Origin of the sequence: uncultured Devosia sp. (assembly GCF_913055165.1) — a bacterium.
Lineage (GTDB): Bacteria > Pseudomonadota > Alphaproteobacteria > Rhizobiales > Devosiaceae > Devosia.
Genome location: NZ_CAJXJS010000002.1, coordinates 141582 through 162703, shown reverse-complemented (window position 1 = coordinate 162703; position 21122 = coordinate 141582). Strand labels below are relative to the sequence as shown.

General features: G+C 60.6%; 21 protein-coding genes and 1 tRNA gene. 15 read left to right on the top strand and 7 right to left on the bottom strand.

Annotation, left to right across the window (positions count from 1 at the left end):
- The 3 genes from QZ564_RS01890 to QZ564_RS01880 all read left to right on the top strand — a co-directional run.
- Positions 1 to 1448, top strand: a 1448-nt coding sequence (locus tag QZ564_RS01890) for a sulfatase-like hydrolase/transferase (protein ID WP_297103815.1), incomplete at its 5' end; no start/stop codon positions are given.
- Positions 1449 to 1844: 396 nt separating this feature from the next.
- Positions 1845 to 1921 (top strand) — tRNA-Pro (locus QZ564_RS01885).
- 59 nt (positions 1922 to 1980) lie between these two features.
- Positions 1981 to 2955 carry a phosphotransferase gene (locus QZ564_RS01880; RefSeq protein WP_297103813.1) on the top strand — a complete coding sequence of 325 codons (975 nt, stop codon included), beginning with the start codon at positions 1981 to 1983 and terminating at the stop codon, positions 2953 to 2955.
- A gap of 4 nt (positions 2956 to 2959) precedes the next feature.
- Here the strand turns inward: QZ564_RS01880 and QZ564_RS01875 are convergent, their stop codons facing one another.
- The 4 genes from QZ564_RS01875 to QZ564_RS01860 form a co-directional block, all read right to left on the bottom strand.
- Entirely contained in the window at positions 2960 to 4249 is a 1290-nt protein-coding gene (locus tag QZ564_RS01875; protein ID WP_297103811.1) for an O-antigen ligase family protein, read from the bottom strand.
- Positions 4246 to 5763, bottom strand: coding sequence for an undecaprenyl-phosphate glucose phosphotransferase (locus tag QZ564_RS01870; protein WP_297103809.1), 1518 nt, complete (start codon positions 5761 to 5763; stop codon positions 4246 to 4248). The genes QZ564_RS01875 and QZ564_RS01870 overlap by 4 nt, the downstream gene beginning before the upstream one ends.
- A 93-nt stretch (positions 5764 to 5856) precedes the next feature.
- Positions 5857 to 6993 carry a glycosyltransferase family 4 protein gene (locus QZ564_RS01865; RefSeq protein ID WP_297103807.1) on the bottom strand — a complete coding sequence of 379 codons (1137 nt, stop codon included), beginning with the start codon at positions 6991 to 6993 and terminating at the stop codon, positions 5857 to 5859.
- Positions 6993 to 7544 carry a polysaccharide export protein gene (locus QZ564_RS01860; protein WP_297103805.1) on the bottom strand — a complete coding sequence of 184 codons (552 nt, stop codon included), beginning with the start codon at positions 7542 to 7544 and terminating at the stop codon, positions 6993 to 6995. The genes QZ564_RS01865 and QZ564_RS01860 overlap by 1 nt, the downstream gene beginning before the upstream one ends.
- A 152-nt stretch (positions 7545 to 7696) precedes the next feature.
- On the opposite strand from QZ564_RS01860, the gene QZ564_RS01855 reads away from it, so the two are divergent.
- The 3 genes from QZ564_RS01855 (at position 7697) to QZ564_RS01845 (ending at position 12715) form a co-directional block, all read left to right on the top strand.
- Entirely contained in the window at positions 7697 to 10126 is a 2430-nt protein-coding gene (locus tag QZ564_RS01855) for a GumC family protein (RefSeq protein ID WP_297103803.1), read from the top strand.
- A 16-nt stretch (positions 10127 to 10142) separates the two neighbouring features.
- Positions 10143 to 11183 carry a polysaccharide deacetylase family protein gene (locus QZ564_RS01850; protein ID WP_297103800.1) on the top strand — a complete coding sequence of 347 codons (1041 nt, stop codon included), beginning with the start codon at positions 10143 to 10145 and terminating at the stop codon, positions 11181 to 11183.
- Positions 11184 to 11377: 194 nt separating this feature from the next.
- Positions 11378 to 12715 (top strand): PRC-barrel domain-containing protein, encoded by a 1338-nt coding sequence (locus QZ564_RS01845; protein ID WP_297103798.1) that lies wholly within the window; start codon positions 11378 to 11380, stop codon positions 12713 to 12715.
- Positions 12716 to 12787: 72 nt separating this feature from the next.
- On the opposite strand, the gene QZ564_RS01840 is transcribed toward QZ564_RS01845, so the two are convergent.
- Entirely contained in the window at positions 12788 to 12994 is a 207-nt protein-coding gene (locus QZ564_RS01840) for a DUF2842 domain-containing protein (protein ID WP_297103796.1), read from the bottom strand.
- A gap of 79 nt (positions 12995 to 13073) precedes the next feature.
- Here QZ564_RS01840 and QZ564_RS01835 point away from each other — a divergent pair, with 79 nt between their 5' ends.
- From QZ564_RS01835 to QZ564_RS01815, 5 genes are all read left to right on the top strand, one after another.
- Positions 13074 to 14135, top strand: a complete 1062-nt coding sequence (locus QZ564_RS01835) for a COX15/CtaA family protein (RefSeq protein WP_297103794.1) — start codon at positions 13074 to 13076, stop codon at positions 14133 to 14135.
- A 140-nt stretch (positions 14136 to 14275) separates the two neighbouring features.
- Positions 14276 to 14740: a 50S ribosomal protein L13 gene (gene rplM / locus QZ564_RS01830; RefSeq protein ID WP_220306686.1), complete on the top strand. Its 465-nt coding sequence runs from the start codon at positions 14276 to 14278 to the stop codon at positions 14738 to 14740.
- Between the two features lies 1 nt (position 14741).
- Complete coding sequence (gene rpsI, locus QZ564_RS01825) at positions 14742 to 15224, top strand: 30S ribosomal protein S9 (protein WP_297103789.1); 483 nt, start codon at positions 14742 to 14744, stop codon at positions 15222 to 15224.
- Between the two features lie 64 nt (positions 15225 to 15288).
- Positions 15289 to 15690, top strand: a complete 402-nt coding sequence (locus QZ564_RS01820; protein ID WP_297103787.1) for a VOC family protein — start codon at positions 15289 to 15291, stop codon at positions 15688 to 15690.
- Between the two features lie 3 nt (positions 15691 to 15693).
- Positions 15694 to 16356, top strand: coding sequence for an SdpI family protein (locus QZ564_RS01815; RefSeq protein WP_297103782.1), 663 nt, complete (start codon positions 15694 to 15696; stop codon positions 16354 to 16356).
- On the opposite strand, the gene QZ564_RS01810 is transcribed toward QZ564_RS01815, so the two are convergent.
- The gene (locus QZ564_RS01810; protein ID WP_297103839.1) at positions 16353 to 17609 is read right to left on the bottom strand and encodes a cytochrome P450; all 1257 of its coding nucleotides are present in this window, start codon (positions 17607 to 17609) and stop codon (positions 16353 to 16355) included. The genes QZ564_RS01815 and QZ564_RS01810 overlap by 4 nt on opposite strands.
- Positions 17610 to 17746: 137 nt before the next feature.
- Here QZ564_RS01810 and QZ564_RS01805 point away from each other — a divergent pair, with 137 nt between their 5' ends.
- The gene (locus tag QZ564_RS01805) at positions 17747 to 17974 is read left to right on the top strand and encodes a hypothetical protein (protein ID WP_297103780.1); all 228 of its coding nucleotides are present in this window, start codon (positions 17747 to 17749) and stop codon (positions 17972 to 17974) included.
- On the opposite strand, the gene QZ564_RS01800 is transcribed toward QZ564_RS01805, so the two are convergent.
- Positions 17967 to 18359, bottom strand: a complete 393-nt coding sequence (locus QZ564_RS01800; RefSeq protein WP_297103778.1) for a hypothetical protein — start codon at positions 18357 to 18359, stop codon at positions 17967 to 17969. The two genes, QZ564_RS01805 and QZ564_RS01800, sit on opposite strands and share 8 nt — an antisense overlap.
- Positions 18360 to 18442: 83 nt before the next feature.
- Between QZ564_RS01800 and QZ564_RS01795 the strand changes: the two genes are divergently transcribed.
- From QZ564_RS01795 to clpX, 3 genes are all read left to right on the top strand, one after another.
- On the top strand, positions 18443 to 18802 hold the full coding sequence (locus tag QZ564_RS01795; RefSeq protein WP_297103776.1) for a helix-turn-helix domain-containing protein: 360 nt from the start codon (positions 18443 to 18445) through the stop codon (positions 18800 to 18802).
- A gap of 215 nt (positions 18803 to 19017) precedes the next feature.
- A complete protein-coding gene (locus QZ564_RS01790; protein ID WP_297103774.1) occupies positions 19018 to 19647 on the top strand; it encodes an ATP-dependent Clp protease proteolytic subunit in 630 nt (209 codons plus the stop codon).
- 174 nt (positions 19648 to 19821) lie between these two features.
- Positions 19822 to 21099 (top strand): ATP-dependent Clp protease ATP-binding subunit ClpX, encoded by a 1278-nt coding sequence (clpX, locus tag QZ564_RS01785; RefSeq protein WP_297103773.1) that lies wholly within the window; start codon positions 19822 to 19824, stop codon positions 21097 to 21099.
- The last annotated feature ends 23 nt before the right edge of the window (positions 21100 to 21122 follow it).

Here is a 21122-nt window from a genome sequence, read left to right as displayed (position 1 = left end):
CGCGCGTCACGCGCTTCGATGACTTTCGCGTGGCTCTGCCCGTCTGCATGCCCAACCGGGCATCGCTGCTGACCGGGCGCTATCCCTCCGTGCACGGACTGCGCCACAATGGCTGCGTACTTTCAGAACGCGCCAACACCTTCGTGGATGTGCTCGCCGCTGCCGGATACCGGACAGCCACGATCGGCAAGAGCCACTTGCAGCCCTTTTCCGCGAACCGGCCGAAGGGTGGGCCGGACTTTGCGGCCGGGCCGATCGCCGAGGCCTGGAAACCCGACGCCACGTCCTATGAGGAGGAACAGCCGGACAGCTATGCGGACAAGGGGAGCTACGCCGTGCGTACCCCCTATTACGGTTACCAGCACGTCGAGATGGTTACCGATCATGGCGACAAGTGTGGCGGCCATTATGGACAATGGTTCCGCCGGACGCATCCGAACTGGCGGGAACTGCATGATCCCGCCAACGAGCTGCCACACAATTACAGCTGTCCTCAGGCCTATAGGACGCCCGTTCCGGAGGAGTCCTATTCCACGGCCTGGATCGCCGACCGTGCGGCTGCATGGGTCCGCGAGCAGGCGGGCAGCGAAGCTCCGTTCTTCGCCTTCGTGTCGTTCCCTGACCCGCACCACCCCTTCAATCCACCCGGCAAGTATTGGTCCATGTATCAGCCGGAGCAGTTCGAGGTCGGTCTGCCCTATTCGGCGCACGAAAACCCGCCGCCGCCGCTCCGATATCTGCGCGAACGCTGGGAGCAAGGCAAGAGCGAGGCCGTCTCCCAGGCAGCGTTCTACGCGGACGATCAGGCCGTGCGCGAGGCCATGGCGCTCACCGCCGGCATGATCACCATGATCGACGACAAGATCGGCGAGGTGTTGGCCGCGCTGGAGGAATCCGGGCAGAAGGAGGACACGATCATCATCTTCACCTCCGACCACGGCGACTATCTCGGTGACTACAACCTGCTGCTCAAGGGGTCGCTACCGACGCGCGCTATCACCCGAACGCCATTTATCTGGGCCGATCCCGCCGACACCCGACAGCGAAGCTCCAGCATGCTCGGATCAACCATAGACATTTCGGCCACGGTCCTGGATCGCGCCGGCGTTGCTCCTTACTGGGGCATGCAAGGCAGGAGCCTGCTTGCAGGCATTGAGGGCAGCCCCGTCCGCGATGCACTGCTGATCGAGCACCACGACGGTGGCCCCCGCATGGGATTTGACAAGCCCGTCCGGGCCCGATGCCTTTTGACCGAACGCTGGCGCCTGACGATTTTCAAGGATGAGGACTGGGGCGAACTCTACGATCGCCAGGCCGATCCCGGCGAGACGCGCAATCTTTGGAGTGATGAGGTCTATCGAGATGTGCGCGCGGAACTGACCAGTCGCCTCGCGCATGAGATGATCCGAAACATGGAGGAAAGTCCGCGAGCGACACGCCTTGCCTAGCGGGCTGGTCAGCGGCCAGTCGGTTACGTGTGTCAGGACCGGTGGCTGGGCGAGCGGGCAGAGACGAAGACGTGCCATAAGCCGGGGAAGGGGTGATCTGCCGACAGTGGGTTTTCCGAACTGTGTTACCGCGGGCGACTGGAGCTAAGCCGTTTCCATTTTGGCGGTTCTGCATGCCGGGCGTTGAAGCCATATCAACCTTCTCACATATTCTCACGATGGGACCGAGCTATCCGGTTGGAATGAACCCGGAGCGGAGTGTCCATAGCCGTGGGACTTCGTGGGATCTTTAGCCTCATGCCTGCCCGCTCAGACCTGTATCGTCCTTGTTTGTTCACACCCACCTCAAAAACGGGGTTGCGCTAAAGGCCCGGAATCTCTATGTCTCCGCGCAGTCGGGGCGTAGCGCAGCCTGGTAGCGCATTTGTCTGGGGGACAAAGGGTCGTCGGTTCAAATCCGGCCGCTCCGACCATTCATCCTGGTGCTGCTCGCGGGCCCAAGAGGCGTCCCGCCTCATAGCTGGAGCCTGCCATGCCGCTACAGGTGAGCGACCTGGAAGACGCCATTCCGCTCTGGGATGAACTGGCCGAGACAACGCCGCGGCTGATCAATCACTCCGAAAACCACACGTTTCTGTTCTCGCAGCCCTCTGGCGAGGCCTACTGCCTGCGGGTCCATCGGCCCGACTACCAGAGCGCTGCGAATATCGAAAGCGAACTGGCTTGGCTTGAGGCCCTGCACCGACAGACCGAACTGGCCATTCCCGAGCCGATAGCTGGCAGCAATGGCAGGCTTCTACAGCGTTTCTCGACGCCGTCCGGTGATCGGCAATACGCCGTGCTGTTTCATTTCATTGCCGGACAGGAACCATCGCCCGAGAGCAATCTGGTCGAGTTGTTCTCAGTTCTTGGCCAATACGCCGCCGGTCTGCACCTGCACACCACGCAATGGCAGCGTCCGGACGGCTTTGAACGTCAGGCTTGGACAGCAAACGTGATTTTGGATGCCGACGGGCTCTGGGGGGACTGGCGGACCGCGCCTGGCGTGTCCTCAGATATGCGATCCCTGCTCGGGCGCGCCGAACGTGTCCTGCGCGAGCGGCTGGCTGACTATGGCACGGGACCCGACCGCTATGGCCTGATCCACGCCGACATGCGCCTGGGCAATCTCCTGGTGCATGGCGACCAGGTGAGTCTCATAGACTTTGACGATTGTGGCCTGTGCTGGTTCGGCTACGACTTCGCCGCAGCCATCTCCTTTCACGAAACCCACAAGGCGGTACCGGCGCTCAAGGCCGCATGGCTGGATGCGTATCAAGCCGTTCGCCCGCTATCGAAGCATGACATCACCATGCTCGATTCAATGGTCATGCTGCGCCGCATGGCACTGCTGGCCTGGATTGGTTCCCATAGCGAGACGAACTTGGCTCAAACCCACATGCCAGGCTTTGCCGAGGGCACGGCGGCATTGGCGGATCGCTACTTGCACGGACCCATCTGGTCCTGATCGTCTAGATCACGGTCTCCGTCCGTGGGGCCCAAAGGCGCAAGTCGCGCCCGGCCGCGCTGGACAGACCCCAGATCAGCCCGATCAGAAGATAGACGTGGCGCCAGTGGTCGCTGTCGATAATGGCCGATTCGAGCATCACCATAGTGAAGGTTGCCATAAGCGGTATGGCCATCAGCCGGTAGGGCGACGGGCGCGCCAGAAGTAGGGCGCCTTTCCAAAGGGACAGCCCGATCAGCACATAGAACATCACGCCACCGCCCCAACCATAAACATGCAGCACCGTCACATAGACATTGTGCGGCTCTTCCATGATGCGTAATTGGCTGAATTCCCCGGGCCCTATACCCCATGGGTGTTCCAGCGCCAGCTCGAACGCATATCCCTGCCGTCCAAACCGGCCGGTTTCTCCTGTGTCGTAGTTCTGCGAGGCGGTTCGTGTTTCGAACAAGTCCGCCACTGCGGGAATCGAAAGCAGACCTGCCAGCGCCACCAGCAACATCAATGCGCCAGCAATCGAGACCAGGATGATGCGCACCTTCTCCCGGCCGCCGGCCTCAAGCAGGAATACCAGCGCCAGCACGATCAGCGATGACGCCGCGAAGTGACCCCACGCCGCGCGGGAGAAACTGACGAATACGCCTACAAACAGAACCAGATAGACCGTCCCTGAAAGCACCATGGTCTTCAGGGAGTTGGCCAGGAGCAGGCGTTGCAGGGCATACATTGCCGGCAGAACGAGGAACGGCCCGAATACGTTCGGGTCCTTGAATGTCGCACGAGCGCGGCCATAGAGCAGAAACAGGTCTGATGCTGGCATCAGGCGCAGATAGGCGAGGATGGCGATGGCCGCAGCGAGTACCGCTGCCACTGTGTAGGCCGCCACCACCAGGCGCATGCGCGGCACGGTCTTTTCGGCCACGTAGTTCGCCGCAACATAGGACGTCAACAGCAAGAAAATAGTGACCAAAGTGAAGATCAGCGCGTCGGTCACGCTTGTATGCCGAACCTGAAAGACGGCGATCAGCGCAAAGGGGGTGAACGCCAGGATGATCCCCAGCAGTCCCAGCGTTGATCGAAAAAGGCCAAGCCCGGCAAGGATCGAGACGGCCAGAACCAGAAGGAAAGTCAGTTCATAGGGCGAGGGCTCGACGAAAACGAAGAACCCGCTGAAAACCCACAGCGCCACCGCCCAATCCAGCGCGCGAGCCGCCCGGGAACGCACAAACTCAAGGCCGGGCATCTCGCGCTCAGCCTCGCCCATGGCCAGCTGCGTGGTTCCGAAGCTGCTCAATAGGCGTTCTCGTTCTTGGACACGAGCGACACTGGCGTCATCGCGACAATGTAGAGATCGAACAGGATCGACCAGTGTTCGATATAGTAAAGGTCGTGGTTCACCCGCTGCATGATCTTGTCGATCGTGTCGGTTTCTCCGCGCCATCCGTTGATCTGTGCCCAGCCGGTCATGCCCGGCTTGACACGATGACGCGCGAAATATCCTTCCACTGCTTCGTAATAGAGCTGGTTGGCAGCCTTGGCGTGCAAGGCATGGGGACGCGGGCCGACGATAGAGAGTTCACCCTTGAGCACATTGATCAGCTGCGGCAGCTCATCGATCGACGTACGACGGATGAACTTGCCCACCCTGGTAACCCGTGGATCGTCCTTTGTGACCAGCTTTGCGGCCGTGGCGTCCAGCATGTCCGTCCGCATGGAGCGAAACTTGTAGATGCGGATCAGCTCATTATTGAAGCCGTGCCGGTTCTGCATGAAGAAGATCGGCCCCTTACTCTCCAGCTTGATCGCAATGGCGGTCACCAGCATCACTGGAGACAGCAGGATCAGCGCGGTGGCCGCCACGACTTTGTCGAAAACCCACTTGAACACCAGGTTCCAGTCGGAAATCGGGCGGTCGGCCATATCGAGCACGGGCAGGTCGCCGACATAGGAATAGGCCTTCTCGGTGAAGCGCAACTTGCTGGCGTGGGCGGAGAGCCGGATATCGACCGGCAGCACCCAGAGCTGCGTCAACATGTCCAGCACGCGTTTCTCTGCCGAAAGCGGCATCGAGACAATCACGAGATCGACTGGCGTACGCCGCGCGAACTCAATCAGTTCCGAGACTTTTCCCAGCTTGTCGTAACCTGAAACCATGTCGGGGGACCGTTCGCCGACGCGGTCATCGAAAAGCCCCAGCAAATTGATGTCCTTGTCCGCGCTCGCCTTGATCCGCTCGATCAGCAGCGCCGCATCGTCGCCGCCACCCACGATGACGGTCCGGCGCTTCAACCGGCCCTGATCGGTCCACCTCAGAACAAGCCCGCGCAGGAGCAGGCGATATGCCACCAGCGCCACGGCGCCGGTAAGAAACCACGACAACAGCCACACGCGCGAAACCATGTCTCCTGCCTTGAACAGGAAGAGCCCTGCAGTCAGGATCAGCATGACGCCACTCCATGCGCCGATGACCCGGCCCATTTGCGAGGCTTTGGTGCGGTAGGCGCTGATGCGATGAGAACGCGCGGCGTTCAGGGCAATATTGGTAATTAGGACGCTGGCTAGGATGATCGGTACGTAGAACCCTTCCTGGCCCGGCTCCACATAGACCAGATAGATCGCGTAGCCCAGGATCGCCAGAATGCCAGCCTCGGCAATCTGCGCGATGCCGGCAATCACCGCACCAGAATATGTCCGTTCGACCGGCGAGGCGATGATCTGCTCGGCGCGATCGGACAGCTTGGCATCATTGGGTGTGTCCTGGCGCGAGGCGTGGCTCTCGATGGCCTTCTTGGGGTCGACGCGATACATTGGGGTTACCGAAGCTTCTGATTTGTATCGGTACCGTTGCGCGGCAGACCTTTATACTCAGTGAAATCTTTGGAGGCAGAGCCGCAGATTTCCCTAAGGGTTACCGTGAGGTTGTCCCTCATAAAGCTGCTCAATAGCGCTTGCCATGCGCTCGACCGAGAACCCGGCAGCGATGTGATCCAGCCTTGCACGAGCTTCGGTACGAGCAGCCTGGGGATTGGCGAGCGCCTTGTTCATGGCATCGGCAAGGACTTTGGTATCCCCCGCTTCGATCAGGCTGTCGGCCGTAGGTCCGAAGATCTCTGGAATGCCGCCCACATTGGTTGCGATAACCGGGAGCTGTGCGGCGGCCGCCTCCAGAACGACATAGGGCAGGGATTCCGCCAATGACGGCACCACGGCGCAGCGACCTTGCGCGAAGACCGAGCGTGCCGGTTGTGACCCAACCAGCCGGATGCGCCCCTGAAGCTTGAGTTCGCTTATGCGTCCCTCGAGTGCTGCGCGGTCCGGCCCGTCTCCAGCCATGACCATTGTGGCTGGTTGCCCGTCAGGGCGGTTGACCTGTGCCAGTGCATCCACCAGGGGGAATATTCCCTTGAGCGCCCGCAATTCCCCGACAAACACAAAGTCGGATGCACGATCCTGGGAGGCAACGGGCTCGAACTCCTCGGCCCTGAGTCCGTTGTGGATGACGGCGCTCCTGCAGGTCGGTGCTCCGATCAAGGCCGAATAGGTTCTTTCCGCATAGGCGCTTTCGAAGATGATCGCGTCGGTTCGCTGCATCAGCAGGCGCTCGATGCGATGAAAGACTCGGCCTGACATTTTTGTCGCCGGAAAGTGCAGCACCCCGCCATGCGGCGTGTAGAAGACCTTGACACGCCTTTGCCCGATCGAAGCCAGGCGGGCATAAAATCCGCCCTTGGCACCGTGTCCATGAAGGATGTCGATGTGGAGTCGACTTGCCAGCGCCCGGACGGCGAACGGCGTCGACAGGTCGCCCCGGCCGAACAGACGCGGCATCGGATACCGGTGAATACCCAACTCTGCGTGCTGCGCGAGTGCCGTCAGAAGTGTTTCGGTCTGCGCGTCATTGGCTTCGCTATCGACTACCAACCCAATGCTGTGGCCCTTGGCGGCAAGATATCTGGTCAGATCGGCTACGTGCCGGAACAGTCCACCGACGGGCGCCCGGAGGATTTGCAGGATGCGAAACCCATGGGTGTGGGACACTAGAACCAGCGCTCCTGCACCACGATCGTGTCACCAGGAAAGATGGGGAAGTCGAGATCGACAGCGCCCTTGGCCATTTCGTTGCCCTGACGACGATAGACTACGGCGCGATCACGATCAGCAGTCTCAGTATACCCGCCCGCCGTGCTCACTGCAGCCCGAACGGTCATGCCGTAGACATAGGGATATTGGCCAGCAGTCTTGATCTCGCCTTGAATGAAGAAGGGGCGGTACTGGTCGACTTCAATCGCAACATCGGGGTTGCGCATATAGCCGTTGGAAAGCGCCCGGGCGAGACGGCGCGCGGCATCCTCCGTCGTAGCACCACGCACAGGCACGGGCCCAACGAGCGGGAAGGCGATCGCACCCTTGTCGTCCACCTTGTAGCTCTTGCTCAACTCGGCATCACCGTAAACGGTTACCCTTACAATATCGCCCGTATCGAGCTGATACGGACCCTTCGTGTCGACCAGATATGTTGCTGGCCGCGTAGTTGCGCAGCCAACAAGCGTTACCGACATAAGGGCAGCGAAAATGGGTAGCCAGTGCATAAGAATCCCTAGCTTTAGAAATGACCTCATTTTGGTCTTTCATGGTTAAGATTTCGCTTATGCATGAGGCGCTTGGTTGCGCAATGCAGCGCAGGTTAACCGAATATTGACCACGTCTGGCGTAGCTCTGGGGCAATACTGAGGGGCTTGCCATGACCTACGAACAGCCACCAATGGACGACACGCGGATCGATGTGGCGGCCTTGTTGTCGGCTATGGTGCGGCGATTGCCGCGCATCCTTCTGATCACGCTGGTGCTACTGGTTGCCACTTTTGTCGTGCTGATGTTTCAGCCACGGATGTACAGTTCCTCCGCCTCGATCCTGGTGGAGCCGCGTGCGAACGCTTATGTGCGTGCATCCAATGAGCAGGTCCCGACGTCCTCCGGAAGTGAGGTTGGCGTCGTCTCCAGCCAAATCGAGCTGTTGAAATCCCGCGACACCTTGCTCGGCGTTATTGATGAGTTGGACCTCCGCTCGGTGCCCGAGTTCAACGGGATGGCATCGGGATTTTCCCCAATCGGCATGATCATGCAGATTGTCGGCCGCCGCGTGGCGACACCCAATAGTATCGATGAGACGGTACTGAATGCGCTTTATGATCGCCTGAGTGTCGCCCAGGAGCGCGACTCTCGCATTATCTCGGTAACAGTCAGTACAACCGACCCTGAGCTGTCAGCGCGCGTGGCCAATGCCGTAGCCTCGGCCCATGTTGCCCGGCGCGCGCAACTGTCCATCTCCGACACAGCAGACGCCACCGGGTGGCTACGCGCCGAGATCGACCGCCTGCGCTCAAGTGTTCAGGAGGCAGAGTCTGCCGTTGCCGATTTCAGGGTCGAGAACGATCTCTTCAACGGCCAGAACAATACCAGTCTCCTCGATCAGCAACTCTCCAACATTTCAACGCAGATCACTGCCGCCCTGGAGCGGAAGAATGCGGCTCTCTCGCGCGCCTCTCTCATTCGCGGCCTGATTGAGCGCGGCCAGCCAATAGAAGGCGTGGCTGACGTGCAGGCGTCGGTTGTCATTCAGCGCCTGAGCGAGGAGAAGGCTCGCCTGCAAGGCGAGCAGGCCCAGCTTTCGGCCACTCTCCTGTCAAATCATCCGTCCATTCGCGCCCTCAATGCCCAGATTGCCGAACTCAACAACCAGATCCGCATAGAAGGTGGGCGTGTTGCCGCGTCGCTTGAAGCGGAAGCGCAAATCGAGGCCGATATTGCCGACTCGCTGGAGGCAGAACTCGCCCGGGCGAAATCCAGCGCCTCCGTGGCGACGCGCGAGTCGGTGACCCTTGATAGTCTGGAGCGTGAAGCAAAGGCCCAGCGTGATCTTCTCGAAGCCTACCTTTTGCGCTTCAACGAGGCCTCTTCGCGGGTAGACACCAACTCGGCCCTGCCGGACGTACGGGTGGTGTCAGAAGCCGCTCCGTCCGTCACGCCGTCCTCGCCCAAGACTGCACTCATCATGATGGGCGTAGGGCTGGTGTCCTTCGTCCTGCAAGTCGGCGCCCTGGCGTTCAGCGAACTGATGTCGGGCCGGGCACTGGTACCTGTTGTGCGGCGACCAACCAGCACGGACGCGCTCGACGAGGCGCCATTTGATGCCGAAGAGCTCGATCCCGATCAGCGCTGGGGAATTGAAAGTGCCGGGTCCGACAAGATCAGCGCCGAAGGGACAGATGACCTGGGCCCGGACGGTGAGCTGGTTGATCCTATCGAGCCATTCCAGGGAGATGAAGATCTGGTCATATCCGACCCTGTCGATGAGCACTCCGCGCCGCGCCCCGCAAGTTCGACACTGCAACCCTCAGCAGTGGACCAATCCGAACCGGCTCCCGAGGCCGCACGGGCCTTCATTCGAGCCTTGATGGAAAGCAGCGCCACCGCTGCCGCAACGACACCAGCGGAGGACGATGCGGATGAGCCAGTCGAAATATTGGTCGCGAACGACGAAGAACTCGAGATGGCAGCGCCTCCGGAGCCGCCGACCGACGCCCGTGTTTCAGATGTGGTCGAAACCAACACCAAGCCCCTGATGGGTGTCGTCCGCTACACTGATCTGGTCTCCGACCTCATCCTGCGCCGGACGCATCTGCTCTTGCTCGCCGACCATCGGAGCGGCCAGTCCAGCCGTCTGTTGGCAGAGCAGATCGTGGGCGACGCGATCTCCAAGGGGGTCAGTGTGGCGCTCATCGATGCAGGCACCGGTATGCGCTCACACGAGCCGGGCATTAGCGATCTCAGCAGCGGAGCCGCCAGTTTCGGCGATGTCGTGCAGAAGTCCGCCGACAACGGCTTTGCTGAAGTGACCTGGGGTCAGGGTGCCGAGATTGATCGTCGCTCCGCCCGGCCCACCACGCTGGTTGAGGCTCTCGGTGATATTTACGAAGTGGTGGTCGTACTGACGGGCCAGGTTGGCGGCAAATCCACACTGGACATGTTCATTGAGTTGGGTGGACGGGTTGTGCTGGTCGCGGACGACGATGGCGAACTGGATCGTGCAGAAGAAGCACGCAGGCTGCTCAAGGATGCGGGCCTGACAGGCGTGGAGATCACGGCCCTGGCCGAGCCGGTCGCGGCTTGAGCGACGAGTTCTGTTCATGTCGCTGAAATACGCCGCTATCCGTGCCAGTTTCGAACTGCTGTGGCTGACTGGCATGCCGCGTCTGTTCAGGCTGCTGTCGCGATCTCGTGGCGTGATCTTCACCTTGCATCGCGTTTTGCCAGAGACCCCTGCAGATTTCTCTCCCAACGCAATCCTCCAGGTCCAGCCAGACTTTCTTGACTACTGCCTCGAGCGCATCCGCGACCTGGGCATCGACATCATCAGCCTGGACGAGGCCCTGGAACGCCTCGCCGCGCCTCGCAAGGGACGCCCCTTCGTTGTCCTGACCTTTGACGACGCCTATAAGGACAATCTGCAATTTGCGTTGCCGATCCTGCAGGAGCACGAGGCGCCGTTCACGCTCTATGTGCCGACAGCCTTCGTTGACGGGGTCGGCCAGCTCTGGTGGCAGGCCATCGAGGACATCATCGCCCGTCAGGACGCTGTCGCCTTCACTGAAGGTGCAGATACCGAGTATGTCGAAACGCGAACACTGGCGCAGAAGAATGACGCCTTCAATCGCCTCTATTGGCGGATGCGCAAACTTCCAGAGCCTGAACGCCTCACACTCCTGGCTGAGTTCTCCAAGGCATATGGCTACGATCTGGATCGGCAGTGTCGCGACCTGATCATGGATTGGCAGCAACTGCGTTTGTTCGCCGGCGACCCGCTCTGCACCATTGGCGCCCACACGGTGCATCACTACGAATTGGCCAAGCTCCCCCTCGAGCAGGCGCGCAATGAAATGGCGCAATCGGTGGATGTGATCGAGGCGCAGTTCGGCATCAGGCCGCGCCACTTTTCCTATCCCCTTGGCGGACCGCTCTCATGTGGCCCCAGGGAATTCGACCTTGCGCGGGAATTGGGTTTCCGCACCGCGGTGACTACGCGTCCTGGCGGCCTTTACCCCCACCACCTCAAGACTCCGACGCAACTGCCCCGGGTGTCGCTCAACGGTTATTTCCAGCAGCGCCGTTATGTCGAGGTCTTCGCCAGCGGCGGACTGTTCTCACAGCTTGGTCGGTTGACCGGCTAGTTCCGTAGGTTCCCCACCTTAACTCAAATTTGCCCCTGGAACCGGGGGAAGGTCGTTCCGTTGCCACCGCATGCCCCCGGGCAGAAAGCGCAAGCGCGGCCGCCGCTTCACTCCTCAGACAAGCAGTGTCGGGGCGCTGGCGCTTGCCGCATTGGAAGCCGCCGCGCGGCTCAAACATTTTGGAGGAAGGCATAATGAACAAGAATTTCATGCGCGCAATCGTGGCATCTGCGATCGGCGCCACTGTACTTACGCCTGTCGCCTACGCTCAAACCGCGAGCACTCTGGCTGATCAGGGCGAGCACTGCCAGGCTCTACAGACGCTGGCAGAGGAAGACCGGGACCGCCTGCGTCCTGAATGGATTGATGAGAGCCGGTCCGTGGTGCAGGCGGGCGACGAAGCGCGTTGCGAAACCTACTATGAACAGGCCAATGAGGCCTTGGGTCCGAACGCCGCGCAGATGGACCGCGAGGCCGCCGCCCGGATCGTGGTTACTCAGCCCGATCCTCAGGTTAATGTCCAGCAGCGAGCCCCCTTGGTCTCGGTGACGCAACAGGAGCCGCGTGTCCAGGTGAACCAGGGTCGGCCCGAGATCATCGTGCGGCAGGCCCCTCCCAATGTGCGCGTTCAGATTCCGCAGCCGGTCATCACCATCGATCAGCCGCAGCCCGAGATTATCGTCCGCATGCCCGATCCGGACATCGCGGTCACCAATCCCGAGCCTCAGGTCGAGGTGCGCCAGCAGCCGCCCGAGGTCAACGTGACCCAGCCCGAGCCGCAGGTGTCGGTGCAGGCCGAACAGGCCATGTCGCAAGGCGATGAGGATGACAGCAATGTCGACCTGCAGCGACAGGAGCCACGCGTGGAAGTCCAGTCGACCGGTAACGAGGCGCAGATTGACGTGCAGCGACAGGAGCCTTCCGTCGATTATCAGGAGGCCGAGCCCACTGTTCAGGTCGAACGGCAGGGCGAGCCGGAGGTCAGGTATAACAGGACCGGCGAACCGACCATTCGGTTCGAGGACCCTGCTGGCGACCAGCGCGGCGATATGAGCCAGGACACCACCAACGCCGGCACCCGGGCAGAAGGCATGGACGAGCAGCAGGCGCAGGCCGGTGACGTCCAGCAGCCGAACCCGACCCCTGCGCCCGGTGACCTCGCCCAGACCTCTGCCCCCAGCCTCTACCAGGTTCTGGGTCAGAACCAGCAGATGGAAGCCGGTGAACCGGTCGAATATTACGCCGGCGATCTTGAGGGCAGGGACGTCCGCAATGCGCAGGACCAGCCACTGGGTACTGTCGATCGCGTCGTTCTCTACAACGACCGGCACTATCTCGTGCTGGCCGACGGCGAAGTCGTGGGCATCGCCGAGCGTGAAGTGGCTATCCCGCTTGAGACCGTCTCGGTGATTGATGGTGGCCTGGTACTGCGCGGTATGACGGAGCAGGATATCCAGCAGATGCCGGACGTGAGCGGCCAGAACACCGAACAGCTCACCGGTCAGGATCGCGTGGAAATCGGCACCCCGTAGGTTTCAAGCCAGCATGACCGTGACCGACCGGCCCCGCCAGGGGCCGGTCTTTTTTGCGCGGCCGCTTTGCGGCTAGCGATCTGGCTTTGCCATCCACTTGATCAACGGCATGGCCGGCAGCATCCAGCCCATCCCCGCCACAATGAAAAATCCGATCAGCACTAATCCTGGTAGCCCCTCGGGCAGGGCAAGGTAGATCCATGTCGCCAGCACAGACCACAGGACGATGGAGCCGACCAGTAGGAATGCACCTATCAATTTGCGGTTACGCTGCGTCATGTGCGGCATCTGGGCTGTTGCGAGGGGCTGGAGAGGGGATTACCACTCCCGCACTTCCATCGGAACCGGAAACAGTGACGTGAACGCTACGCAAGATGCCGCACCGGGCCAGGTCAGTTACGCCAGCGACGCTCTGCGACCCGTGCGCGTTTGGCTCTACGGTCTGGCTGCGTTCGTCCTGCTGATTGTGGTGGTCGGCGGTATCACGCGACTGACAGAGTCCGGGCTCTCCATCACGTCCTGGAAGCCGATCTCCGGCGTTGTGCCGCCTTTGAACCAGGCCGAATGGGAGGCCGAGTTCGAAGCCTATAAGCAGATCCCGCAATATTCCGTTCTCAACTCCTGGATGACTCTGGACGACTTCAAGTTCATTTTCTTCTGGGAATGGTTCCACCGCTTGATCGCGCGTTTCCTGGGCGTCCTCTTCATTGTGCCCTTTGTGATCTTCCTTGTTCAGAAGCGCTTGCCGCGTGATCTTGCCTGGCCGCTTTTCGGGCTATTCATCTTGGGGGGCTTCCAGGGAGCACTTGGTTGGTGGATGGTATCTTCGGGGCTGACTGAGCTCACGTCCGTGTCCCAATACCGTCTCGCAGCGCATTTGACTGCCGCCAGCCTGCTTTTCATCGCCCTGGTCTATGTTGCACGCTCCATCTCTCCCGGCCGCGTGCTGGGCCGGGTGACGGGCTTCCACATGGGTACGGCCATGGTCTTGCTTGTCGCCGTGATCCTTCAGATTGGGGCAGGGGCCTTCGTGGCCGGCCTTGATGCAGGTATGGGCTACCAGACCTGGCCGTTGATGGACGGTTCCATCATCCCCAACGGCCTCTTCATTATGCAGCCGGCCTGGCGAAACCTGTTCGAGAATGCCCTGACCGTCCAATTCATCCACCGGGGCATCGCCTATCTCATCATTGCTTACATAGGCTGGCTCATCTGGCGCCGTAACAAGGATGGAGGCTTCGGTGGCGTGCATGGCTGGTTGCCACGCATCGGGGCGATTGTCCTTCTGCAGGCAGCTCTTGGGGTGGCGACCCTGCTGGCAGGAGTGCCGATCAGCCTGGCAGTCGGCCATCAGGCACTGGCCTTCATGCTGGCGGGCCTGTCGGTTGCCTATATAGCAGACATGCGGCGTGTGCGGTAATATGATACCGTATTTGTAAGTTATTGATTTCAAACATGAATTTATTGGGTGTTGACGACCTTCGGAATCTCCCCTAGAGAGCCGCTCGAACTGGCCGGTCCATGCGTGGGCCGGCTGCTTGAATCTTAGGGAATTCGATTATGAGCACGTACTCGGCAAAACCGAGCGAGATCGAAAAGAAGTGGGTCCTGATCGACGCCGAAGGGCTGGTCGTGGGTCGTCTGGCTTCGATCATCGCCTCGCGTCTGCGCGGCAAGCACAAGCCTACCTTCACCCCCCATATGGACATGGGTGACAACATCATCGTCATCAACGCCGACAAGGTGAAGCTGACCGGTCGCAAGCTCGATCAGCACCGCTTCTACTGGCACACCGGTTTCCCCGGCGGCATCAAGGACCGCACCGCGCGCGAGCTGCTGGAAGGTCGCTATCCGAACCGCGTCCTCGAGAACGCCGTTCGCCGCATGATGCCGGGTGGCCCGCTGACCCGCGCCCAGCTCAAGAACCTGCGCGTCTATGCCGGTACCGAGCATCCCCATGAAGCGCAGAACCCGACCAAGCTCGACGTCGCTGCGATGAACTCCAAGAACGTCCGGGTGAAGTAATATGGCCGAAACCATCAACTCTCTCGAAGACCTCGGCACCACCGCTGCCGCTCCGGCCGCCAACACCGCGCCGGTCCATGTCCAGAAGCTCGATAGCCTCGGCCGCGCCTATGCTACCGGCAAGCGCAAGAACGCCGTTGCGCGCGTCTGGATCAAGCCGGGCAAGGGCACGCTGACCATCAACGGCCGCGAATTCGCCAAGTACTTCGCCCGTCCGGTGCTGCAGCTCATCGTTAAGCAGCCGATCGTCGCCTCCGAGCGTCTCGACCAGTATGACGTCAACGTCACCGTCGCCGGTGGTGGTCTGTCCGGTCAGGCCGGTGCCGTTCGTCACGGCATCTCCAAGGCTCTCACCTATTTCGAGCCGGCCCTGCGCCCGGTCCTGAAGAAGGGTGGCTTCCTGACCCGCGACAGCCGCGTTGTTGAACGTAAGAAGTACGGTAAGGCCAAGGCCCGCCGTTCCTTCCAGTTCTCCAAGCGCTAAGCTTCGGAACAAATGCTATTGCTGCGAGGGGCCGGGAAACCGGCCCCTTTGCTTTGGAGGTGCCATGTTCAGCCACGTGACAGTGGGAAGCAACGATCTGGAGCGGGCAGGGCGCTTCTACGATGCCGTTCTCCGTCCTCTTGGATTGCGGCGGCGTGAAGTGGAACCCGATGGCGGCCCTCAGGCCCTATGCTGGGTTGGGGCGAAGCCTTACCCGCGCTTTTATGTCTACGAACCATTCGACGGGCAGGCCGCAAGCCCAGGAAATGGATCGATGCTCGCCTTCATTACGCCTTCGCGAGGTGCGGTAGACGAAGCTTACGCCGCCGGCCTCATAAATGGCGGAGGTGACGAAGGTGCTCCGGGTCTCCGTCCGCACTACGCTCCGGACTACTATGGCGCCTATTTGCGGGATCCGGATGGCAACAAGCTTCACCTGGTTCATCGACCCGCACTGCTTGCCTGACCCATGCAAAGTCTCGTCACCCGCTTCCACTTGCTGATTTTGGGCGTGACCATCGCTATTGCCGGTGTCGCCCTGCTCCATGTTCCTGAAGGCTATACCTATCCCGCTCATTGGCAGGGCAGTACGGCCGATTGGCTCTGGCCACGAAATGTCGCCCTGTCCGTCGCACCCTTGATCCAGCTTGTCCTGATGGTTGGATTTTTCTTGCTTGGCGGGCTCTTGACCAAAAACCATCTCGCCAAGACGCGTCACATCCTCGACCCGGCCCTGACACTGCTGCTGGCGGTGGTCGCCGGGTGTGAACTTGGGCTGCTTTTGAGCGGCATCGGATCGGACTTCGATATGTTCCGCATCACTGCCGGTGGTCTGGCCGTGACGCTACTGGTCCTGGCGGTGGTGATCTTCGAAGCGGAGCGCAATTCCTACGCTGGTCTGCGGATGCCTTGGCCAGTTGCCTCCGATCGCGCCTGGACCATAGTGCATCGCACCAGCGGCATAGCCGCCGCTGGCGCAGCACTCAGTTTGGGTTGGCTCGCTTGGATCGATCCTGGGCCTGGCATTCTCGTCCTGGGCATGTCCGCCACCCTGACAGGGTTGCCGCTCCTGGCCGCCCTGGTGACCCTCCTTGTCACCGGCCTGACAAGGGCAGACTCAGGTCCGCGCTAGCGCCAGCTGACCACCAGCTTCTCCAGCCCGTGGAAGTGGTAGACATTGCCGTAGCGCGGCGGCTCGGCGATCCTGAGCTTCGGCAGCCGCTGGAACAGAACGCCCATGGCCTCCTGCAGTTCGATCCGCGCCAGCGGTGCGCCAATGCAGAAATGGATACCGGCGCCGAAGCTGACATTGGCGCCGTCGGTGCGGAACGGATCGAACCGATCCGCATGAGCGAAACGGGCAGGGTCACGATTTGCGGCGCCCAGCATCAGCCCGACCACGTCGCCCTTGCGCAGCGCAATGCCCTCATAGTCCATGTCCATCAGCGCATAGCGCGTGAACAGGTGCAGCGGCGCGTCAAAGCGCAGGCACTCTTCCACAGTCGCCTCGGCCAGCACCGGCGTGGCGAACAGGCTTTGTGGATCCAGCCCGCTTTCTAGGATGGATTTCACCCCGTTGCCGGTCGTGTGCACCGTCGCCTCATGCCCGGCATTGAGCAGCAGGATGGCCGTCGACATCACTTCGTCATCGCTCAGCACATCGCCATCACGATCAGTCGTCAGCATGTGGGTGAGCAAGTCTTCCCTGGGCGACTTCCGCCGTTCCGCTATCACGTCGCGCAGATAGGCCGTGAAATCGGCTGCGGCCCTGTTGGCGTCAAGCTCGGTCTCGCGCGTAACGTTGTACATATACATGGTCACCATGCGGTTGGACCAGTTGAGCAATTGTGGCGCCATTTCCGCCGGCAGGCCGATCATCTCAGCGATTACGATTGCCGGTATCGGCGCGGCAAAGGCCTTGATCAGATCGACGCTCTCCTGGCTCTCGAACTGGTCAATCATCTCATTGGCCAGTTGCCTTATGCGTGGCCGCAACTGTTCCACCTGCCGCGACACAAATGCCCGGTTCACCAGCGTCCTGAGACGCGTATGCGCCGGCGCTTCCAGGTTCAGTAGCGAGTACTTTTCGGTCAGGTCGAAATCAGCCACATGCGGCTTGGGCTCGGGAAGCCCGATCTCTTCGCGGCTCGCTACATGCAGAATGTCCCGCCCGAACCTCTTGTCGCGTAACAAGGCGCTGACCGATTTGAAGTCGGCAAAGCACCAATGACCGTACTCTTCCCAGAAAAATGCCGGGTGGCTTGCAAGTTGCCGGGCGTAGAACGCATAAGGGTTTTGGTAGAAAGTCGGGTCCTGCGGCTGAGCACTGGCGCGCAAACGGTCGGGCACATCGGTGATCGGTTTGATTTGTAGGATAGCGGCCATGGTCTGGAGAGAGTTGGTGGTTTTTGATCGACTGGTCAAATCTAGACCGTTGAGAACCGCCTGCCTATGACCTCCTGCCTTGCTCCCAACGAAAAAATCGCTAGGGAAGATGGCAACGTATTTGAGGAGCCGAACGCGTGAGCGACATCACCTATACCGAGGCCGTCGAGGCCATCTACGCCTCGATCAGCAATGATAATGAGGACCTGGATATCCACATTGCCGCGCTCAAGTCCGCCATGGCTCGCGAGGGTGTCAAGGAAGCGACCTTTGAGACAGCAAAGTTGGCCCAGCCCAATCGTCAGGGCCGCAAGCTCATGCAGGCCTACTTCCGCAAGAAGGGCATTGCTGTCGGTTTTAGTTGACGGTCAACGGTCTACCCGTGCGCTGCAGGCCAATTGTCAGAAGCAGGCTCAGGGCTGCAGCGTTGAACATGGGGAAGGCCGACACGGCCAAGGGCAGAACACCCATGCCGGTATAGAAAAGGCCAACGACCAGATCGACAACCTGGATGCCTAGCATGGCCTGGAGCCAGAGCGGTTCGGCCCGTCCGCGACCCGCCAGCTTCGCCATGGCCACGCCGATCACCAGAAAGCGCGAGGCCAGCATGCCGATGAGGTAGAACGTGTCTGCCGGTGGTGCCGTGAGGCCCATGAGGGCGAAGAACGTCGCTGGCGCCAGAAGGGTGAAGGCCCCCAGGACCAGTTGCGAAGCGGCAAGAATGCCCAAGATCGTGCGCAGATAAGTCATGTCCGGTGTCCTTTGCGTTTCAGATTGCCGGACCTTAGAATTGGGGCTATACAAAAGGAAGTAATTACAAAAAGTATAGCGACTTGGTTCAGCTTCTTGAGACCTGCCAGCCAGATTGTCCCGTTGCGGCCGCGGCCTCCGTACTCGACGGCAAATGGACGACATTAATTTTTCGCGAATTGCTGGCCGGCACGCGCCGTTACAGCGAACTGCAGCGCGCCTTGGTTGGGGTAACGCCGAGGATGCTGGCGCTCAGGCTCGCCGAGCTAGAGAGGCACGGACTTGTCCACAAGACGATCTATCCGACCATTCCGCCCAAGACCGAGTATGCGCTGACCTCCCTGGGGCGTGCGGCTGAACCCGTTATTGTGGCCATGGCGCAGTTCGGTCGTTCCGTGCAGGCCACACAGGGAACGGATCCCGTTCACCCTGCGGGCAAATGATCGGCACACGACTATTGAAGCCTGCCTCATTGCCGCCTATCTGTGCCTTTACCGCCCGTTAAGGCGGCATCGCCTGCAATCGGCCCGTCGCGCCGATTCGATTTTCCGGCAAGCCGGTCTGCCCCTCCGAGTGCGCGTTCGGGGCAGGGGCCTGTCCAACCAACCAAGCCTTCCATCCGGACCGCGACCCGGGGCAAGGCCAAGGGGCAAAATATATGCGGGATCCGCACGATCTTTACATGAACACGCTCGTTCCCATGGTGGTCGAGCAGTCGAACCGTGGCGAACGCGCCTTCGACATCTACTCGCGCCTCCTGCGCGAGCGCATCATCTTTGTGACCGGCGTGGTCGAGGACAATATGGCCTCGCTCATCGTCGCCCAGCTTCTGTTCCTCGAATCAGAGAACCCGAAGAAGGAAATCGCCATGTACATCAACTCGCCCGGCGGCGTGGTGACGGCAGGCCTTTCCATCTACGACACCATGCAGTTCATTCGCCCGGCCGTTGCGACCATGGTCATGGGCCAGGCGGCATCCATGGGCTCTCTGCTGCTGGCAGCAGGCGAAGCCGGCATGCGTTCGAGCTTGCCGAACTCGCGTGTCATGGTTCACCAGCCGTCCGGCGGCTTCCAGGGTCAGGTCACCGACATTCTGATTCATGCCAAGGAAGTCGAGGGTTTGAAGCGTCGCCTTAATCAGATCTATGAAAAGCACACCGGCCGCTCTTACGAAGAGATCGAGAACGCACTTGAGCGCGATCGCTTCCTCTCGCCGGAAGAAGCCAAGGCTTTTGGTCTGATCGACAACGTGATGGAAAAGCGCGCCGTGCCGGAGGCATCCGCCTGACTTGGTCCGCGTTAAGCACAATGCTGATGCGCCGTGGACTGTGATCCAAGCGCAATTGCACGGAGCCGGAACGGCCTTTAAGGTCGTTTCGGCTTAGACTTTCTTTATGCCTTGAGCGTTAGCCTGCCTGTTAACGCTTGAATTTGGGGGCGCTCAGCTCCCGGGAGTGACTGGATGTCCAAAGAGACCACCAACGGCGAAACCTCCAAGAACACGCTTTACTGCTCGTTCTGCGGCAAGTCGCAGCACGAAGTACGCAAGCTGATCGCCGGTCCGACAGTATTCATCTGCGATGAATGCGTTGAACTGTGCATGGACATCATCCGCGAAGAGAACAAGACCTCCATGGTCAAGTCCTCCGAGGGCGTGCCCACCCCTGCAGAAATCTGCAAGGTGCTGGACGACTACGTCATCGGCCAGGGCCGCGCCAAGCGCGTCCTCTCCGTGGCTGTCCACAACCACTACAAGCGCCTGCACCACGCCCAGAAGAATCAGGATGTTGAGCTCTCCAAGTCCAACATCATGCTGATTGGCCCCACCGGGTCGGGCAAGACGCTACTGGCCCAGACCATGGCCCGCATCCTCGATGTGCCCTTCACCATGGCTGACGCCACCACGCTTACCGAAGCCGGATATGTCGGCGAGGACGTGGAAAACATCATCCTCAAGCTTCTGCAGGCCGCCGACTACAATGTCGAAAAGGCTCAGCGCGGCATCGTCTATATCGACGAGGTCGACAAGATTTCCCGCAAGTCGGACAATCCCTCGATCACCCGTGACGTCTCGGGCGAGGGTGTGCAGCAGGCCCTGCTCAAGATCATGGAAGGCACCGTCGCCTCCGTGCCCCCCCAGGGTGGTCGCAAGCATCCGCAGCAGGAATTCCTGCAGGTTGATACCACCAACATCCTGTTCATCTGCGGCGGCGCCTTTGCCGGTCTTGAAAAGATCATTTCGGCGCGTGGCGAGGGTTCGGGTATCGGCTTTGCTGCGACCGTCAAGGATCCGAACGATCGCCGCGTCGGTGAACTGCTTGCCGAGGTCGAACCCGAAGATCTGGTCAAGTTCGGTCTGATCCCCGAGTTCATCGGTCGTTTGCCGGTTCTGGCCACGCTGGAAGATCTCGATGTGCCCGCGCTCATCGAAATCCTCACCCAGCCCAAGAACGCTCTGGTCCGTCAGTATCAGCGCCTGTTCCAGATGGAAGAGATCGAATTGACCTTCCACGAAGATGCCCTCAAGGCCATCGCCGAGAAGGCCATCGAGCGCAAGACCGGCGCTCGCGGCCTCCGCTCGATCATGGAAGGCATCCTGCTGGACACCATGTATGACCTGCCTTCGCTCGAAGGCGTAGAGGAAGTCGTCATCAGCGAAGATGTGGTCAAGGGCAAGGACGTGCGTCCGCTCTATATCTATTCCGAGCGCAAGAAGGACGAGGCGCCGGCAACGGCCTGATCCAACGTCCATTCAATACGAAA

Coding starts and splice junctions, on each gene's coding strand:
- QZ564_RS01880 (WP_297103813.1), top strand. CDS start 1,981: ATGCCGCTACAGGTGAGCGACCTGGAAGACGCCATTCCGCTCTGGGAT.
- QZ564_RS01870 (WP_297103809.1), bottom strand. CDS start 5,763: ATGTATCGCGTCGACCCCAAGAAGGCCATCGAGAGCCACGCCTCGCGC.
- QZ564_RS01860 (WP_297103805.1), bottom strand. CDS start 7,544: ATGCACTGGCTACCCATTTTCGCTGCCCTTATGTCGGTAACGCTTGTT.
- QZ564_RS01855 (WP_297103803.1), top strand. CDS start 7,697: ATGACCTACGAACAGCCACCAATGGACGACACGCGGATCGATGTGGCG.
- QZ564_RS01850 (WP_297103800.1), top strand. CDS start 10,143: ATGTCGCTGAAATACGCCGCTATCCGTGCCAGTTTCGAACTGCTGTGG.
- QZ564_RS01845 (WP_297103798.1), top strand. CDS start 11,378: ATGAACAAGAATTTCATGCGCGCAATCGTGGCATCTGCGATCGGCGCC.
- QZ564_RS01840 (WP_297103796.1), bottom strand. CDS start 12,994: ATGACGCAGCGTAACCGCAAATTGATAGGTGCATTCCTACTGGTCGGC.
- rplM (WP_220306686.1), top strand. CDS start 14,276: ATGAGCACGTACTCGGCAAAACCGAGCGAGATCGAAAAGAAGTGGGTC.
- rpsI (WP_297103789.1), top strand. CDS start 14,742: ATGGCCGAAACCATCAACTCTCTCGAAGACCTCGGCACCACCGCTGCC.
- QZ564_RS01820 (WP_297103787.1), top strand. CDS start 15,289: ATGTTCAGCCACGTGACAGTGGGAAGCAACGATCTGGAGCGGGCAGGG.
- QZ564_RS01815 (WP_297103782.1), top strand. CDS start 15,694: ATGCAAAGTCTCGTCACCCGCTTCCACTTGCTGATTTTGGGCGTGACC.
- QZ564_RS01810 (WP_297103839.1), bottom strand. CDS start 17,609: ATGGCCGCTATCCTACAAATCAAACCGATCACCGATGTGCCCGACCGT.
- QZ564_RS01800 (WP_297103778.1), bottom strand. CDS start 18,359: ATGACTTATCTGCGCACGATCTTGGGCATTCTTGCCGCTTCGCAACTG.
- QZ564_RS01790 (WP_297103774.1), top strand. CDS start 19,018: ATGCGGGATCCGCACGATCTTTACATGAACACGCTCGTTCCCATGGTG.
- clpX (WP_297103773.1), top strand. CDS start 19,822: ATGTCCAAAGAGACCACCAACGGCGAAACCTCCAAGAACACGCTTTAC.